This is a genomic window from Synechococcus sp. UW69, from assembly GCF_900474185.1.
In the GTDB taxonomy this organism is placed as follows: Bacteria; Cyanobacteriota; Cyanobacteriia; order PCC-6307; family Cyanobiaceae; genus Parasynechococcus.
The window spans coordinates 46,398-59,376 of record NZ_UCNW01000004.1; the positions used below are offsets into that span (position 1 = coordinate 46,398).

The 12,979-nt window shown below is 62.0% G+C and carries 17 protein-coding genes; 8 read left to right on the forward strand and 9 right to left on the reverse strand.

Going from position 1 to position 12,979, the window contains the following annotated elements; genetic code table 11:
- The gene (locus DXY29_RS01200) at positions 1-2,775 is read right to left on the reverse strand and encodes an RNA helicase (protein ID WP_115022203.1); all 2,775 of its coding nucleotides are present in this window, start codon (positions 2,773-2,775) and stop codon (positions 1-3) included.
- A 245-nt stretch (positions 2,776-3,020) separates the two neighbouring features.
- On the opposite strand from DXY29_RS01200, the gene DXY29_RS01205 reads away from it, so the two are divergent.
- Positions 3,021-3,251, forward strand: a complete 231-nt coding sequence (locus DXY29_RS01205) for a hypothetical protein (RefSeq protein ID WP_115022205.1) — start codon at positions 3,021-3,023, stop codon at positions 3,249-3,251.
- Here the strand turns inward: DXY29_RS01205 and DXY29_RS01210 are convergent.
- Complete coding sequence (locus tag DXY29_RS01210) at positions 3,248-4,189, reverse strand: bile acid:sodium symporter family protein (protein ID WP_115022603.1); 942 nt, start codon at positions 4,187-4,189, stop codon at positions 3,248-3,250. The two genes, DXY29_RS01205 and DXY29_RS01210, sit on opposite strands and share 4 nt — an antisense overlap.
- 54 nt (positions 4,190-4,243) lie before the next feature.
- On the opposite strand from DXY29_RS01210, the gene DXY29_RS01215 reads away from it, so the two are divergent.
- The 5 genes from DXY29_RS01215 to DXY29_RS13265 are packed head-to-tail and all read left to right on the forward strand — an operon-like array spanning position 4,244 to position 7,653.
- Complete coding sequence (locus DXY29_RS01215) at positions 4,244-5,383, forward strand: 8-amino-7-oxononanoate synthase (protein ID WP_115022207.1); 1,140 nt, start codon at positions 4,244-4,246, stop codon at positions 5,381-5,383.
- On the forward strand, positions 5,383-6,099 hold the full coding sequence (locus DXY29_RS01220; protein WP_244279271.1) for a serine aminopeptidase domain-containing protein: 717 nt from the start codon (positions 5,383-5,385) through the stop codon (positions 6,097-6,099). The genes DXY29_RS01215 and DXY29_RS01220 overlap by 1 nt, the downstream gene beginning before the upstream one ends.
- Positions 6,033-6,845 carry a methyltransferase domain-containing protein gene (locus tag DXY29_RS01225; RefSeq protein ID WP_244279272.1) on the forward strand — a complete coding sequence of 271 codons (813 nt, stop codon included), beginning with the start codon at positions 6,033-6,035 and terminating at the stop codon, positions 6,843-6,845. Before DXY29_RS01220 ends, DXY29_RS01225 begins: the two co-directional genes overlap by 67 nt.
- Positions 6,842-7,501, forward strand: coding sequence for a dethiobiotin synthase (gene bioD / locus DXY29_RS01230; RefSeq protein ID WP_115022212.1), 660 nt, complete (start codon positions 6,842-6,844; stop codon positions 7,499-7,501). The genes DXY29_RS01225 and bioD overlap by 4 nt, the downstream gene beginning before the upstream one ends.
- Positions 7,498-7,653, forward strand: coding sequence for a hypothetical protein (locus DXY29_RS13265; RefSeq protein WP_170951106.1), 156 nt, complete (start codon positions 7,498-7,500; stop codon positions 7,651-7,653). The genes bioD and DXY29_RS13265 overlap by 4 nt, the downstream gene beginning before the upstream one ends.
- Positions 7,654-7,657: 4 nt before the next feature.
- Here the strand turns inward: DXY29_RS13265 and DXY29_RS01235 are convergent, their stop codons facing one another.
- A complete protein-coding gene (locus tag DXY29_RS01235; RefSeq protein WP_170952077.1) occupies positions 7,658-7,990 on the reverse strand; it encodes a hypothetical protein in 333 nt (110 codons plus the stop codon).
- On the opposite strand from DXY29_RS01235, the gene bioA reads away from it, so the two are divergent.
- Positions 7,965-9,263, forward strand: a complete 1,299-nt coding sequence (gene bioA / locus DXY29_RS01240; RefSeq protein ID WP_115022213.1) for an adenosylmethionine--8-amino-7-oxononanoate transaminase — start codon at positions 7,965-7,967, stop codon at positions 9,261-9,263. The genes DXY29_RS01235 and bioA overlap by 26 nt on opposite strands.
- A gap of 12 nt (positions 9,264-9,275) precedes the next feature.
- On the opposite strand, the gene DXY29_RS01245 is transcribed toward bioA, so the two are convergent.
- Both DXY29_RS01245 and DXY29_RS01250 read right to left on the reverse strand, forming a co-directional pair.
- Positions 9,276-9,548: a DUF3143 domain-containing protein gene (locus DXY29_RS01245; RefSeq protein WP_226409668.1), complete on the reverse strand. Its 273-nt coding sequence runs from the start codon at positions 9,546-9,548 to the stop codon at positions 9,276-9,278.
- Positions 9,490-10,029 carry a J domain-containing protein gene (locus DXY29_RS01250; protein ID WP_115022215.1) on the reverse strand — a complete coding sequence of 180 codons (540 nt, stop codon included), beginning with the start codon at positions 10,027-10,029 and terminating at the stop codon, positions 9,490-9,492. Before DXY29_RS01250 ends, DXY29_RS01245 begins: the two co-directional genes overlap by 59 nt.
- A gap of 25 nt (positions 10,030-10,054) precedes the next feature.
- Here DXY29_RS01250 and rsmG point away from each other — a divergent pair, with 25 nt between their 5' ends.
- The gene (gene rsmG, locus DXY29_RS01255; RefSeq protein WP_115022217.1) at positions 10,055-10,786 is read left to right on the forward strand and encodes a 16S rRNA (guanine(527)-N(7))-methyltransferase RsmG; all 732 of its coding nucleotides are present in this window, start codon (positions 10,055-10,057) and stop codon (positions 10,784-10,786) included.
- Between the two features lie 9 nt (positions 10,787-10,795).
- Here rsmG and DXY29_RS01260 read toward each other — a convergent pair whose 3' ends face one another.
- From DXY29_RS01260 to DXY29_RS01275, 4 genes are read right to left on the reverse strand one after another with little or no spacing between them, the layout of a single operon-like run.
- Positions 10,796-11,995 carry an aldo/keto reductase gene (locus tag DXY29_RS01260; protein ID WP_115022218.1) on the reverse strand — a complete coding sequence of 400 codons (1,200 nt, stop codon included), beginning with the start codon at positions 11,993-11,995 and terminating at the stop codon, positions 10,796-10,798.
- A complete protein-coding gene (locus tag DXY29_RS01265; protein ID WP_226409687.1) occupies positions 11,995-12,345 on the reverse strand; it encodes a ferredoxin in 351 nt (116 codons plus the stop codon). The genes DXY29_RS01260 and DXY29_RS01265 overlap by 1 nt, the downstream gene beginning before the upstream one ends.
- A gap of 3 nt (positions 12,346-12,348) precedes the next feature.
- Entirely contained in the window at positions 12,349-12,741 is a 393-nt protein-coding gene (locus DXY29_RS01270; protein ID WP_115022222.1) for a DUF1257 domain-containing protein, read from the reverse strand.
- Entirely contained in the window at positions 12,741-12,944 is a 204-nt protein-coding gene (locus DXY29_RS01275; RefSeq protein ID WP_115022223.1) for a DUF2997 domain-containing protein, read from the reverse strand. The genes DXY29_RS01270 and DXY29_RS01275 overlap by 1 nt, the downstream gene beginning before the upstream one ends.
- Positions 12,945-12,979 lie beyond the last annotated feature (35 nt).

The window sequence follows — 12,979 nt, forward strand, 5'->3', positions numbered from 1 at the left end:
TCAGGCCGCCCGCTCTGTTGCCGGGTTGAGAGCAGCGGAGGATGGCACCAGATCCTCAGCCTCGGCCACCGGGAAGCGATTGATGGCTTTCAGAGCCTGCCGGGCATGGCTGCGTAGCTGCTCGCTGATGGCCTCGCAATAGGGAACCTGGGCAAGCAGATCCACGGTGCGGCGCATGATGCGCACCACATCGCCCTCGTCTAACGACGTATTGGCAATCAAATCGCTCCAGGTTGTTCCCCTGGCCCAGGCATCCACCAAGCCCATCAACTCGGGCTCCCACCAAGCTGGCACCACCACTCCTGCGCGTTCCTGGGCCCTCAGCAGCTCGCGACGTAAGCCAGATAAATCCTGAAGGGCCTCCTCTGCCGCAGCAGGCGGCGGAAAGCCACTCCAAAGGTCAGGGCGATTGACCTCCGTGCTGATCGCCTCAAACACCGCCGCCAGGTCAGGGGGTGAGAGGTCATCGAGATGACCACTCATCAGAGCCAGCCCCAGCCACAGCTCGTTGTCGCCCCGCAACGCGGCAACGGTGCGGCCAATCTCCGTGGGATCCAGCTCGTCGAGACATCCAAACTGTTGAAGGATGTCCATCAAGGCCAGGAAGGTCTCCCAGTGACGGTTGGCCCGTTGATGCAGCACCCGCTGACGTTCAGCGATCTCGAATTCCAGATCCTCCATGCGGCGGCGGTGCTTCTTGAGCTGCTTGCGATCCCCCCAGCGATGGGCCGGATGCTGCTCCTGCTCCTGTTCGAGATCTCGGACCAGCCGGGCTTGGGTCAACACTTCCCCGGCCAAGTCGTATTGCGGGGTGGTCATGTCGTGACGCCGGGCCATATGGGCTACCGCCAAGGCCAAACCACCACTGGCCTGATCGCCATGACGCAACTCTCCCGAGCGGGTCAACTCTGGTAACGCCAGCCCATCCACCTGAAGACAACTGAGCTCTGCATGGATGCTCACCACGGCCTGACAGGGAAGCAGGATCCAAACGTTGTCGTCGGTCAGACAGAGCAGCAGCGGAAACTGACCGGGACCCTTCACCTTCTCGACAATCACCGCTGGTGCGACGCGCCCTCGTAGCTGTGGCGACTTCAAGCTGACCAAGGTGCCGGTGCTGGCGAACTGAAGGGCCATCGTCAGCTCGTTGGCCAGCGTTTCCTCAGCCTGTTGCTGGAGAATGCGAAGCAAGCGCCGCTCTTCTCGGAGCCGCCCACGCATTTTCTCGTAGTCCTCGAAGTCTTCCCAGGGGATATCGCCGGCAACTCCCTCAAGCTGGCTGAGTTGCAGCCGCAGTTGCGAGAGATTGTCTTCGTCCTCCACGAGGTCGAGCCCCGCCAGGTAGCGGCCAAAACTGCGTTCCACCAGCTCCCTGGCCTTGGCCAGGTCATGGCGCTGCAGCAGGTTGAGAACCATCCCGTAGCTGGGGGTGAACTGGCTCACCAAAGGGTCGGCAGGACTCGTCGCGAGTTGTCCGGCCTCACGCACGCCCTCAAAGCGGCTCTGAACCGTTACGACGTAACCCTGGGAATCGAGACCACGCCGTCCGGCACGACCGGCCATCTGCAGAAACTCACTGCCCATCAGTGGGCGATGCCCCCGTTCGGTTCGCTTGGACATCGCAGCGATCACCGTGCTGCGGGCGGGCATGTTGATGCCGGCGGCCAAGGTCTCCGTCGCGAAGACCACTTTCACCAGCCCTTGCTGAAACAGCTCCTCAATCAACTCCTTCCAGGCGGGAAGAACACCGGCGTGGTGTGCCGCGATGCCCCGTAACAGGGCATCGGCATGGATTCCATCTCGGACAGCCTCAGGGTTGTCGTCGCTGTAGGCCGTCAAGCGAGCCTTGATCCGCGCCTGCTCCTCCTTGGTGACCAGACACTGCGCACCAAGATCCCGAACCGCCTTGTCACATCCACGTCGACTGAAGATGAAATAGATCGCCGGGAGCATCTGCCGCTCGGCCATCTGGGCCACAACAAAACTGATTGGTGGTGGTTCCGGTTGAGGCGGTCTCTGGGAGCGTCCCTTGCGCTTTTGCCCCTTGGGCGCGCGCCAGACCTTGCAGTTGGGATGCAGTCCGGTTCCAGCATCATTCAGCAATGGGTGCAAACCCTTGGCGCTGCAGAAACTGAACTGAAGAGGCACCGGTCGGTGATCACTCATCACCAAGGTGGTCGGACCATGAACCTTGTCGATCCAGTCGGTCAGCTGGCCTGCATTCGCCACAGTGGCGGAGAGCGCCACGAGTTGCACCGGCGGGGGGCAGTGAATGATCGACTCCTCCCAGACCGTGCCGCGCTGGGAGTCATTCATGTAGTGGCACTCATCCAGCACCACAGCTTCCACATCAGCCAGGGGATCATCGTGCTCATCCGCCTCGGCGTAGAGCATGTTGCGGAAGATCTCCGTGGTCATCACCACGATGGATGCCTCGCGATTCATGCTGAGGTCACCGGTCATCAGCCCCACGTTCTCAACGCCGAACTGAGCACGGAAATCTCTCAATTTCTGATTGGACAGGGCCTTCAGTGGTGTGGTGTAAAAGACCTTCTGGCCGTGGGCCAGGGCGCGATGGATGGCGTATTCCCCGATCAGCGTCTTGCCAGATCCTGTGGGGGCACTCACCACAACCGAGTGCCCCTGATTGAGGGCATCCATGGCCTCAAGCTGGAAATCATCCAGCGGGAATGGAAAGATTTCGGAGGGATTCAGTGCTGCACTGCGATCGACATCGGGCTCTGATGAAGGCGTGGCCGGTGTCGATTGGTTCATCGAACAATCCTAAGGAGGCCTGCTGAGCCTTCCCTTCAACTAAGCGATAAGCCAGGCCAATGCCATCAATTAGATGTGCCGACATCCTTTGACGGAAGAGACCTTGACCGTGAAAATGATAGGGAGAATGCTTCGAGCCTTGGTGAGCCCACCGGGGCTTTTTTTGTGCCATGAAACCCAGCTTCAAAAGGGTGACAGAGGCACACCGCCGGTGCCATGACAGAGGGAATGAAACGCACCCTGCTGTGACCACCACCCAGCTCACCAAGCCGCGTCCGGCTGAAGACACCCTGATTGATGCACTGCGGGGCTGCCGCGACGTCAAGGAGCTGAAGGCCCTCGAACAGCGCCTGGCCTCCAGCACCGATGCCCCACCGCTGTTCACCTGGATCTGTGATCTGCTCGTGGCACGACGCATCTCCCGCGGGCTCGCCGCCCGTCTGCTGTTCGAACTCCACGGTGGGGGCTTGACTTAAGACGACTGACGAAGCGAAGGAGTTGGCCGCCGCCTCCAGAGGGCGGCAAGAGCGCTGCCGATCAAACAGTGAATGACAGCGGAAATGGCGCCCGGTAACGCCGTGAGGGGACTAGCGAACCCTCCACTTCGAGCGAGCACGACTGCCAATCCCGAGTTCTGCATCCCCACCTCAATGCTGATGGTGCGCTGGGCCTGCACGGTTTGGCCCATCAGCCGCGGAATCAGCCAACCCAGCAAAAACCCGCCGCCATGCAATAGGAGGCAAGCCAGGATCAACACGGGGCCCTGTTGACGCAGCACCGCTGTCTGACTGCCGACGATGCTGGAGACGATCATCACGATGGACATCACTGCCAGAGGGGGCATCACCGGCTCAATCCGCTGGGCCACACCAGGAAGACCACGCTTGAGCACGACCCCGACGGTGACGGGCAGCAGCACCACCTGAAGCACAGTCAAGAACAGAGCCCAACCGTCGACCGGCACGTACTGACTGGCGAGAACCTGCGTGAGACGTGGAGTCAGCACAACAGCAGCCAGGGTGCTGATGGTTGTCATGACCACTGAAAGCGCCACATCACCGCGGCCGATCAGTGCCACCACATTGCTGGCGGTCCCCCCCGGGCAACAGCCGACAAGAATCAAACCCACTGCCAGAGGTGCGGGCAGGTGCAGGGCCGCCGCAATGGCTGCTGCGAGGGCCGGCATCACCAGGAACTGCGCCAGCACCCCGAGCAGCATGGCGCGCGGCCTGCGACCAACGCGCAGGAAGTCTGCCGGCGTCAGCCCCACGCCCATGCCCAACATGATCACGCCCAGTCCAAGGGCAATCAGTGGCCCCCTGAACCAGACAAAGAGGGGTGGATGCACCAGGGCCAGAACAGCTCCCAGCAACGTCCAAAGCGGAAAAAGCAGAGTAAAACGCTCCCAGGTCATGACGATCAGAGGACTGCGGCCATCCTTGATCAGGGCGGGTTCCAAACTGTTGTGATGCGGGACCAGGCTTCTCCCATTCACCCGGCGCGCCGCCGTCGCCTGCGGAGCTGGGACTCCGGCCAGGAACCCTGGCAACTGCGAGATCCGTCTGGAACGCGCCAACTTCTCGATCTGGCCAGCAACGACTACCTCGGCCTCAGCCGGCATCCCACTGTCGTCGCGGCGGCGATGGAAGCCATGGCCTCCGATGGGGTCGGGGCCGGTGGCTCTCGACTCATCACAGGCACCCGACCACGTCATCTGGAGCTGGAGTCGGCTCTCGCTACTTGGTTGGATCGGAAGCGGGTGCTGCTATTCCCCAGTGGATTTCAAGCCAATATCGCCGCCGTAACAGCCCTGAGTGAACGGCACACCACCGTGTTGGTGGACCGGCTGATTCACCACTCGCTGCTGGCAGGCATCCGCACGAGTGGGGCACGGCTGCAACGATTTGCCCACAACGATCTTCAGGATCTCGACCAGCGTCTGCAGCGGCTGAAGCACGCAACGACAACACCTCTGGTGGTGACCGAAAGCCTCTTCAGCATGGAAGGCACCAGTCCCGACCTGAAAGGCATGGCCGACCTGTGTGCCCACCACGGTGCACATCTGCTGGTCGACGAAGCCCATGGCCTAGGCGTGCTGGGTCCAGAAGGCCGCGGGCTTTGCCATGGACTCCGACAGCCAGTGGCTTTGGTCAGCGGCACCTTTGGGAAAGCTTTCGGCAGCGGAGGCGCCTTTCTCGCAGGGGATCACACCACGATGGAACGGCTGCTTCAGACCAGTGGCGCCTTCCGTTACACCACGGCCCTGGCGCCACCGCTGGTGGCTGGGGCCCAAGCCGCCCTGAACTTGATCCAGTCCAACCCGACCTGGGGATCCGAGCTGTGCCAACGCTCTGAATTCTGGAGAACAGCACTCATGAACCAGGGCTGGCCGCGCCCCCCAGGGAGCGGACCAGTTCTCCCCTTGCTGGTCGGTGGGGACCAAGACGCTCTCGACCTTCAGCAAGAGCTGGAGCAGGCCGGTCTGCTTTCGGTCGCGATCCGACCACCCACAGTGCCTGAGGGCACCTCCCGGTTGCGCCTGGTGCTGCGGCGGGACCTGCCGGAGGGCACATTGGAGCAACTGCTCGCAGCCCTCTGCGCACGATGATGCAGATCCTGGCAATGCATGGTTGGGCAGGCCACGCCGGCGCTTGGTCCCACTGGCGAAAGCACTTCGAGCAGGGGGGGGCCACCTGGAACGTCGCCGAACGGGGCTATGGCATTAAGAAGCCCATTCCACCGGCATGGACCACCTCCCCAAAACGAAACGGCCCAAAACGAAACGGCCCGGAACGAAACGTGCTGATCGCCCACTCCCTGGGGCTCCATCTGCTGCCAGCATCCGTCCTGGAGAAGGCATCGGCAGTGGTGCTGCTTGGCAGCTTCACCAGATTTGTACCGGATGGGCGAGCAGGGCGCTCTATCGGGGCCGCTCTACAGGGAATGCAGGCAGCCCTGGGCACTGACCAGGAACTGCCGATGCTGGAACGCTTCCTCGACAAAGCAGCTTCACCTCATGCCCTCAGCGCCCTGCCCCCCAACCCCCTGCTGCAGGGCCTGACGACCCTGGGGCGCCAGCGTCTCCAGCAGGATCTGGACCTGCTGGCGGACTGCCGGACTCTGCCGACGGGGTGGCCAGACACCGTTCCTGTTCTGGTGGTGCAGGGCGAACGGGATGCAGTCGTGCCTGCAGAGTCAGCGCAACAGCTCATCGATGCACTGGGGCATCAACCGCTGACCCTCCATCGCGACCCGACATGGGGTCACGCGCTGATCACACCAAGGGTCTTCGTGGTGGTACAGCGATGGCTGGAGGGCCTGTGATTCGCTCCGACCAAGTTCTGGAGCGGTTCAGTCGCGCAGCACCGACCTACGCAACCGATGCCCTGCTGCAACGGGCAATGGCCTGGCGTCTCGCCCAACTCAGCCGACGCTGCGCGATCCCGCGCGGCCTTTGGGCTGATCTAGGCAGCGGTACCGGTCATCTCGCCGCGGCCCTGGAGGCCTCTCACCCCGGGCAGGAGGTGATGCGAATCGATGGGAGTGCCGCCATGCTGAGAAGCCATCCCAGCGGGGTGCAGATCCTGCGGCATGACCTGAGCAGCGGACTGCCGGACTTGCCAGTGCCACCTCAACTGCTGGCCTCCAGCTTTGTTCTTCATTGGTTGCCGGATCCGGCGCAGCAACTTCGGACCTGGGTGGATGCGCTAGCGGACGAAGGCTGGCTGGCCCTAGCGGTGCCAATTGATGGCAGTTTTCCGCAATGGCAGCAGGCCGCCCAAAAGGCCAGTCAGAACTGCACCGCCTTGACCATGCCAGTGCGGGATCAACTGATGGCGGCCCTCCCCGATGGCGTGGTGCAACTGGAACAGTGCCTGAGCTTCACCCAGCACGCCGCCAATCCGCTGAAACTGCTGCGACCCATGAGCAACGTTGGCGCTTCGGTAACCAACGCTGGTCAACTGTCCCCAGGTCAGTGGAAGGCCGTCTTCCGGGCTTGGCCCCAATCCGATCAGTCGCCACGGTTCGCCCTGACCTGGAAGATGTTGATCCTGATGGTGAAGCGATGAACAGCAGCTTCAGTCGACTGGTGGTTTGCGGAACGGACACGGACGTGGGCAAAACCGTGGTGAGTGCATGGCTGGTACAGGGACTTGAAGCCAGCTACTGGAAACCGGTACAGAGCGGTCTTGAAGGCGGTGGTGACCGGGAACGGGTGCGCCAGCTCTTGGACCTCCCTCCGGAACGGATGCTGCCCGAGGCCTATGCCTTCCAGGAGCCGGTCTCCCCCCACTGGGCCGCCGAACTGGACGCAACTGTTCTCGACCCGGCCCAACTCCAGATTCCTAACCATCGGGGGGCCCTGGTGGTAGAGACCGCTGGAGGTCTGATGGTCCCCCTCACCCGCAGCTGGCTCCAGATCGATCAACTGGTGCAGTGGCAGTTGCCGATCGTGCTGGTCGCCCGGAGTGGGCTTGGAACCCTTAATCACACCCTGCTCAGCCTGGAAGCATTGCGAAAACGCAATCTCAAGGTGCTGGGACTGATCCTGAACGGCCCTCTGCATCAGGACAACCCCGGCACCCTCGAACAGTTCGGTGATGTTCCGGTGCTAGCGCAACTCCCACCGCAAGCCTCACTCTCAGCAACAGTTCTGGAGCGGCTTTGGCATGAGCAGGATCTCAGCACTAAATTTCAACAGGTGCTGAACCAAACTTCCCTGTGACTTCACGTCAAACCCTGGCGACTCTGGCTGTTTCAGCACTCTGCGTGGGCATTCTGGTGCTGTTCACCGATATCGAAGTGCAGCTCGTGCGCTGGGTGAACTGCAGCGCCATCGCCACAGAGGCAGAAAAGAACAGTGACGTTTGCCGTTGAGGGATCAGCCCAGGGATTTTGAACCCGTGGGGCAGGTACCTAACCGCATCGCTGCATGGCGTACTGCGATCCGCAGGGGCCAGCCCTGACGGAGTTCCGCCTGAATGACCTCCAGCTGGGAAGACGACCAGCCCCGCAGCTCAAGATCACTGCGGATCGATTGCCAGTCGCCCTCCGGAAGGACAAGGCGTCGCGTCATAGGGGGACGCACTGCAGACCCCTCAGGCCTGCTTGGGACGGCAAAACGCTTGGACTGACGACGGGTGCGAGTGGCAGCCATCCAGGGCATCAGTAACAGCTCCAGATCCAATATGGCAAAAGCTGCAGTTGCTGCCATGGGGCAAATACGACATCCAAATCTTTGGCCCCCCTTCACGCAGATGGCTAAAGCAGCCAGCTCTCAACGGGTGGTCTCTGGGGACGGTGCCCTGCTGATCCGCGAGGAAGGAGAGCCCCTGATCGATGCCATCAGCAGCTGGTGGGTCACCCTGCATGGCCATGCCCATCCGGTGTTGGCCAAAGCGATCGCCGATCAGGCCGCCTGCCTCGAGCAGGTGATCTTTGCCGACTTCACCCACAAGCCCGCGGAGCAACTAGCGGTGCGACTGAGCGGAATCTGCGGTCTGCAACGCCTGTTTTTTTCCGACAACGGGTCAACCGCGGTGGAAGTGGCCCTCAAGATCGCTTGCCAGTGGTGGGCCAACCGAGGACAACCTCGCCATCAAATCGTCGCCTTCGACGGGGCATACCACGGAGACACCTTCGGAGCGATGGCCGTTGGTGAACGCAACCTGTTCAGCGCGCCCTTCGAAGACAAGCTCTTTCCCGTCGCCCGTGTTCCCTGGCCAGCCACCTGGTGGGACGACGACGACGTGGAGGCCAAGGAATCGGCGGCGCTGGAGGTGCTCGAACGCGTGCTGGAGACGCCGACAGCGGCAGTGATTCTCGAGCCTCTGCTTCAGGGAGCCGGCGGAATGGCCATGGTGCGGCCTGAATTTCTGCGGCAGGTGGAAGCACGAACCCGCCAGGCAGGATCGCTGCTGATTGCCGACGAAGTGCTGACCGGCTTCGGACGCTGTGGCGACTGGTTCGCAAGCCGGCGGGCGGGCATCCGGCCAGATCTGATGGCCCTTTCCAAAGGGTTGACGGGTGGATGCCTGCCGATGGGCGTCACCATGGCCAGTGAAGAGGTGTTCGAAGCCTTCGTCGGTGAAGACCCCTGCTTGACCCTCTGGCACGGCCACAGCTTCACCGCCAATCCACTGGGATGCGCCGCGGCCAACGCCAGCCTCGACCTGCTGGAGCGCAACCCCGCTGCATTTCAACAGTTCGAAGAACGGCATCGACCGCACCTAGAGCAGCTGGCACGGCATCCGCGGGTGCAGCGCCCTCGATTGACGGGGACTGTCGCCGGCTTCGATCTTGTCGTGGATGGGACCTCCGGCTACCTCAACCCGGCGGGTCCGAAATTGAAGCGACTGGCCATGGAAAACGGAGTCTTCCTGAGACCCCTGGGCCAGGTGGTCTATCTGCTGCCACCGCTCTGCATCAGTGATGCCCAGCTGGAACGGTGCTACGCGGTCATCGCGATGGCCCTTGATCAGCTCTGAGCTCTTTTGGCCTCAAGGACCCGCCTGAATCGCCGCTTCGACATCGGCTCGGGAGAGGCCGTAAGGCAGAGAACACTGCACCATCGCTTCCAGCGAACCGGGGTGCCAAATCACTTTGAGATCCTCCCGCTCAAGCAGCAGCAGGGCCCTCCATTCAGAACGCTCAAGCATCCACTGGCAGGGGTTGTCATCCATGCGAATCGCACCCATCTGCTGAAGCCAGGCCTCAAGCGCCCGGAGAGAGTGCTGATTCAGCGGGGTGCTCTCCGGGGGCAGGGCGGCCATCAGTCAGCGAACGCACGGTTGTTCTTTGAGTCTGCTCATCCGCCAACCAGCTGGGTGACACCTGCCAGTCGCGCCCCTGTGCAAGAGCTACCCCCAACCCCAGCACCAGGCTGAGCAACAGCGCAATGCTCAACAACAACAAGGAAAACCATTCACCGCCAGACAGAGGTCGACGTTGACCGATGCCCTGCCAGGCATCGGGGCGGGGTTGGTTCTCCAGAGGCGGTGCCGTTGGCACTGCTGATGAGTCCAGGTTGAGGGTTGATTGACTCTGGCGCAGCAACGCGTCGTAGGACTCCTTGAGCTGCTGGAACGCAATGCTGGCCTGATCTGGCGGCAGTTGCGTCGTGTCGGGATGCAGGGCCTTGGATTGACGTCGAAAGGCCTGACGCAGGGTTTCAGCGTCGACCCCTGGGCGCACGCCAAGCCGTTCGTGATGGCTGAGGCGGGCTTCGGACACAGGGGACGGCCGGTCCTTCATCCTAAGAAGAGTTGTTGCTCCAGCCATGGCCGCCACCGCGCCTGAACCGGCGTACTGGGACGCACTGGGATGGCAGCCATCGCAAGCGCAGCGCGACCAGCTGGTCGCCCTTCAGGGCCAGCTACAGAGCTGGAATCAAAAGGTCAACCTCACGCGCCTGGTTGATGGTGATGATTTCTGGGTGGGTCAGGTCTTTGACAGCCTCTGGCCGCTGAAGGGAGAACTGCAATCACCGGAACAGCCGTTGCACTGGATTGATGTGGGCACCGGGGGTGGATTCCCCGGGCTGGCCATCGCCATTGCCCTGCCCAAGGCACGGGTGACCCTTCTGGATTCAGTTGGGCGCAAGACAGCCGCCGTTGAAGCCATGGCCAACACCCTGGGGCTGGCTGATCGAGTGCGCGTCCGCACCGAGCGGATCGAGACCACCGGTCGCGACGGCGCGTTCCGCGGCAGTTTCGATCGAGCCGTGGCCCGGGCCGTGGCGGCAGCCCCTGTGGTGGCCGAATACCTCGTGCCCCTGCTGAACACGGACGGGCAGGCCTTGCTCTATCGCGGCCAGTGGAATGACACCGATGCCGTGCCGTTCAACAAGGCCCTACGCCTGCTTCAGGCCCGTCTGGTGGAGGTTCAGCACCGGCAGCTCCCCAACGAACGCGGCACACGCCATCTGTTGCGGGTGCAACCGAACGGGCCCTGCCCCCGCAGCTACCCGAGGGCCGTGGGAACGCCGAGCCGTGAACCCCTTGGGACGTAAGTCGACCGTTCAGACGCTCGACAGTCGCATCTGGGATGCCCCTTTGAGCCGGTCCTTGAGGCTGAGCAGGATGTCGGGGATGCGCTCACGCCACGGACTCGCCTGCAGAACGGTTTGTAACTCCTGCGCACTGACCTCCCCATCAAAGGCATCGGCGTTGGCACCGGCGAACCAGTGCCCTCCCGAGCCCAGCAGCCGATAACGGGCCTTGGCATAACTCTCGAGATCCCAGGCTTCAAGCAGGTTGTACAGCCAAAGCAACACCGGCAAATTGATGTCCCCCGGCGTCGCATGCCAAGGCGGCAGCCCGACGAACCAGGTGGTCATCCAGTCACGACCCAGCGCGTCATCGGCCGCACGCCGCAGCCGCTGGTCCACCGGGGCAATCAAAGCCGTCGCATCCGGCAGCAATTGCAGCGCCTCCAGGTGAAGGTCAAGATCCTCTGGCCGTGCGGCTCCGACACTGATGGTGTGCACCCGCGGATCCTGCAAACAAAACAGATCGTTGAACACGATGGGATGCAGTGGTGCACACAGCTCCAGTAGCCGTTGGGACGGCGTGTGCAGATGGCCGCCTTTGTCCGTGGGACTGATGATGAACACCCCCATGTCCTGACGGCGGGCAGCATCCAGGGCTGGACCGTTGTCCTGACGGATGTAATACCAATGCAGGTTCACATAGTCGAAGGCACCTGAGGCGCAGGCATCAGCGATCAACGCCGTGGGTCCATGGGTTGAAAAGCCCACATAGCCGATCCGTCCATCCGCCTGCCAGCGGCGCACCACCTCCATGCATCCCCCAGGCTGAAGGGTCTGGTCGAGATGCTCCGGCAGGTTGATGCCATGGATGGCCAGCAGATCCAGGCGATCACAACCCAGCCGCTCAAAGCTGAGCTCCAGTTCCGCTTCAAACGCGGCGGGATCTGGCCGGGGTGGCACTTTGCTCTGAAGCAGACGTGAAGGGTCGGGCGTACGCGGCAGGGCCCAACCAAGCTGACGCTCGGAACTGCCGTAGTGCCGCGCCGTTTCAACGTGATGAAAGCCCAGATCCACCGCTCGCTTCAGGGTCGTTTCGACCTGGGTCTGGGAGGCGGGAGTGATTTCGTCTGGGGGAAGGTCGGTCCAGCTCTGCTGAAACCGCATTCCACCAAGAGACAACAGGGGAATCTCGAGCTCCGTGCGGCCGAATCGACGGGTGGGCAGCGCCATCAACCCTGAGGACGAGGTTGAAGATTCTGGCGAATCAGGTTCTGCTTCAGCGTTTCAAGCGACTCGAAGGCAACCCAGTGAATGCAATCAACGGGACAGGTATCGATGGCCTCCTGGATGCATTCGGTGGAGTCACCGTCCTGTCGGATCGCTCTGGAGCGTCCTAGATGCGGCTCAACAACAAAAGTGTTGGAAGCCACGTGGGCGCAATAGCGACAGCCAATGCAGACGGCCTCGTCAACCCAGACGGCCTGGTCTCGCATATCTCCGCCGAGCAAGGGCTCACGCCCTGTTGGTTGCTCCTGCGGCCGAGCGGGGGCTGAAAAGGCGTAAGAAGAAGGATCAGCCAGGTTTCAAGCGTCCCAGCGGGTCACCACGAGTTCAATCGAACCATCCTGTGCCTGGATCTGTTCTGCGACCTGAAAACCTTCTTTTGAGGTGGCTGCCAAAACAGAGTTCAAGGCGTAGCGCTGGGTGAGCTTAGAAAGGAAGCGTTCCACAGGAATCTGTTGCTTCCAAAGATCTAGATCGGTCACCAGCTCATAGGACTCAGATGCGCTGTTCCAGCGGAAGCCGATGTCGCCTCCCTCTTGCACTGCGATAGCCAGATCGGCCGTGACGGTCTGACCGCGATAGCCACGCACGGGGCGTTCCCCCTGATCAGGGGCATAGCCCATATCTTCGAGGGCTTTGACCAGAGGCTCGAGCTGACGCAGTTCGGTCTTTACGGTGCTGAAATGCGACATCAGTTCGTATGAGCGGGAAGAATCTGGGACTGGACTTCAGGCTGCAGAAACGCTTCGGATGTGGACTCCTGACGTTCAACCGTTCCAAGTGCAGCTTCAACTTCTTCAGTGAGCTGCTGGCACGCCTCACCAGCAACCCCCTCGACCCGCTCTTCCACACGACCATCGGGCCGAATGGTGAAACGAATGGTCTTCTGGGGCATCGAAGCGGCGTGATTTGCGCAGCAATCTAGTGGGG

What these genes read in the sequence shown, in the direction of transcription:
- DXY29_RS01200 (WP_115022203.1), bottom strand. Translation starts at nt 2,775, where the DNA reads ATGAACCAATCGACACCGGCCACGCCTTCATCAGAGCCCGATGTCGAT.
- DXY29_RS01210 (WP_115022603.1), bottom strand. Translation starts at nt 4,189, where the DNA reads ATGACCTGGGAGCGTTTTACTCTGCTTTTTCCGCTTTGGACGTTGCTG.
- DXY29_RS01215 (WP_115022207.1), top strand. Translation starts at nt 4,244, where the DNA reads ATGCGGGACCAGGCTTCTCCCATTCACCCGGCGCGCCGCCGTCGCCTG.
- DXY29_RS01220 (WP_244279271.1), top strand. Translation starts at nt 5,383, where the DNA reads ATGCAGATCCTGGCAATGCATGGTTGGGCAGGCCACGCCGGCGCTTGG.
- DXY29_RS01225 (WP_244279272.1), top strand. Translation starts at nt 6,033, where the DNA reads ATGGGGTCACGCGCTGATCACACCAAGGGTCTTCGTGGTGGTACAGCG.
- bioD (WP_115022212.1), top strand. Translation starts at nt 6,842, where the DNA reads ATGAACAGCAGCTTCAGTCGACTGGTGGTTTGCGGAACGGACACGGAC.
- bioA (WP_115022213.1), top strand. Translation starts at nt 7,965, where the DNA reads ATGGCAAAAGCTGCAGTTGCTGCCATGGGGCAAATACGACATCCAAAT.
- DXY29_RS01235 (WP_170952077.1), bottom strand. Translation starts at nt 7,990, where the DNA reads ATGGCAGCAACTGCAGCTTTTGCCATATTGGATCTGGAGCTGTTACTG.
- DXY29_RS01245 (WP_226409668.1), bottom strand. Translation starts at nt 9,548, where the DNA reads ATGGCCGCCCTGCCCCCGGAGAGCACCCCGCTGAATCAGCACTCTCTC.
- DXY29_RS01250 (WP_115022215.1), bottom strand. Translation starts at nt 10,029, where the DNA reads ATGAAGGACCGGCCGTCCCCTGTGTCCGAAGCCCGCCTCAGCCATCAC.
- rsmG (WP_115022217.1), top strand. Translation starts at nt 10,055, where the DNA reads ATGGCCGCCACCGCGCCTGAACCGGCGTACTGGGACGCACTGGGATGG.
- DXY29_RS01260 (WP_115022218.1), bottom strand. Translation starts at nt 11,995, where the DNA reads ATGGCGCTGCCCACCCGTCGATTCGGCCGCACGGAGCTCGAGATTCCC.
- DXY29_RS01270 (WP_115022222.1), bottom strand. Translation starts at nt 12,741, where the DNA reads ATGTCGCATTTCAGCACCGTAAAGACCGAACTGCGTCAGCTCGAGCCT.
- DXY29_RS01275 (WP_115022223.1), bottom strand. Translation starts at nt 12,944, where the DNA reads ATGCCCCAGAAGACCATTCGTTTCACCATTCGGCCCGATGGTCGTGTG.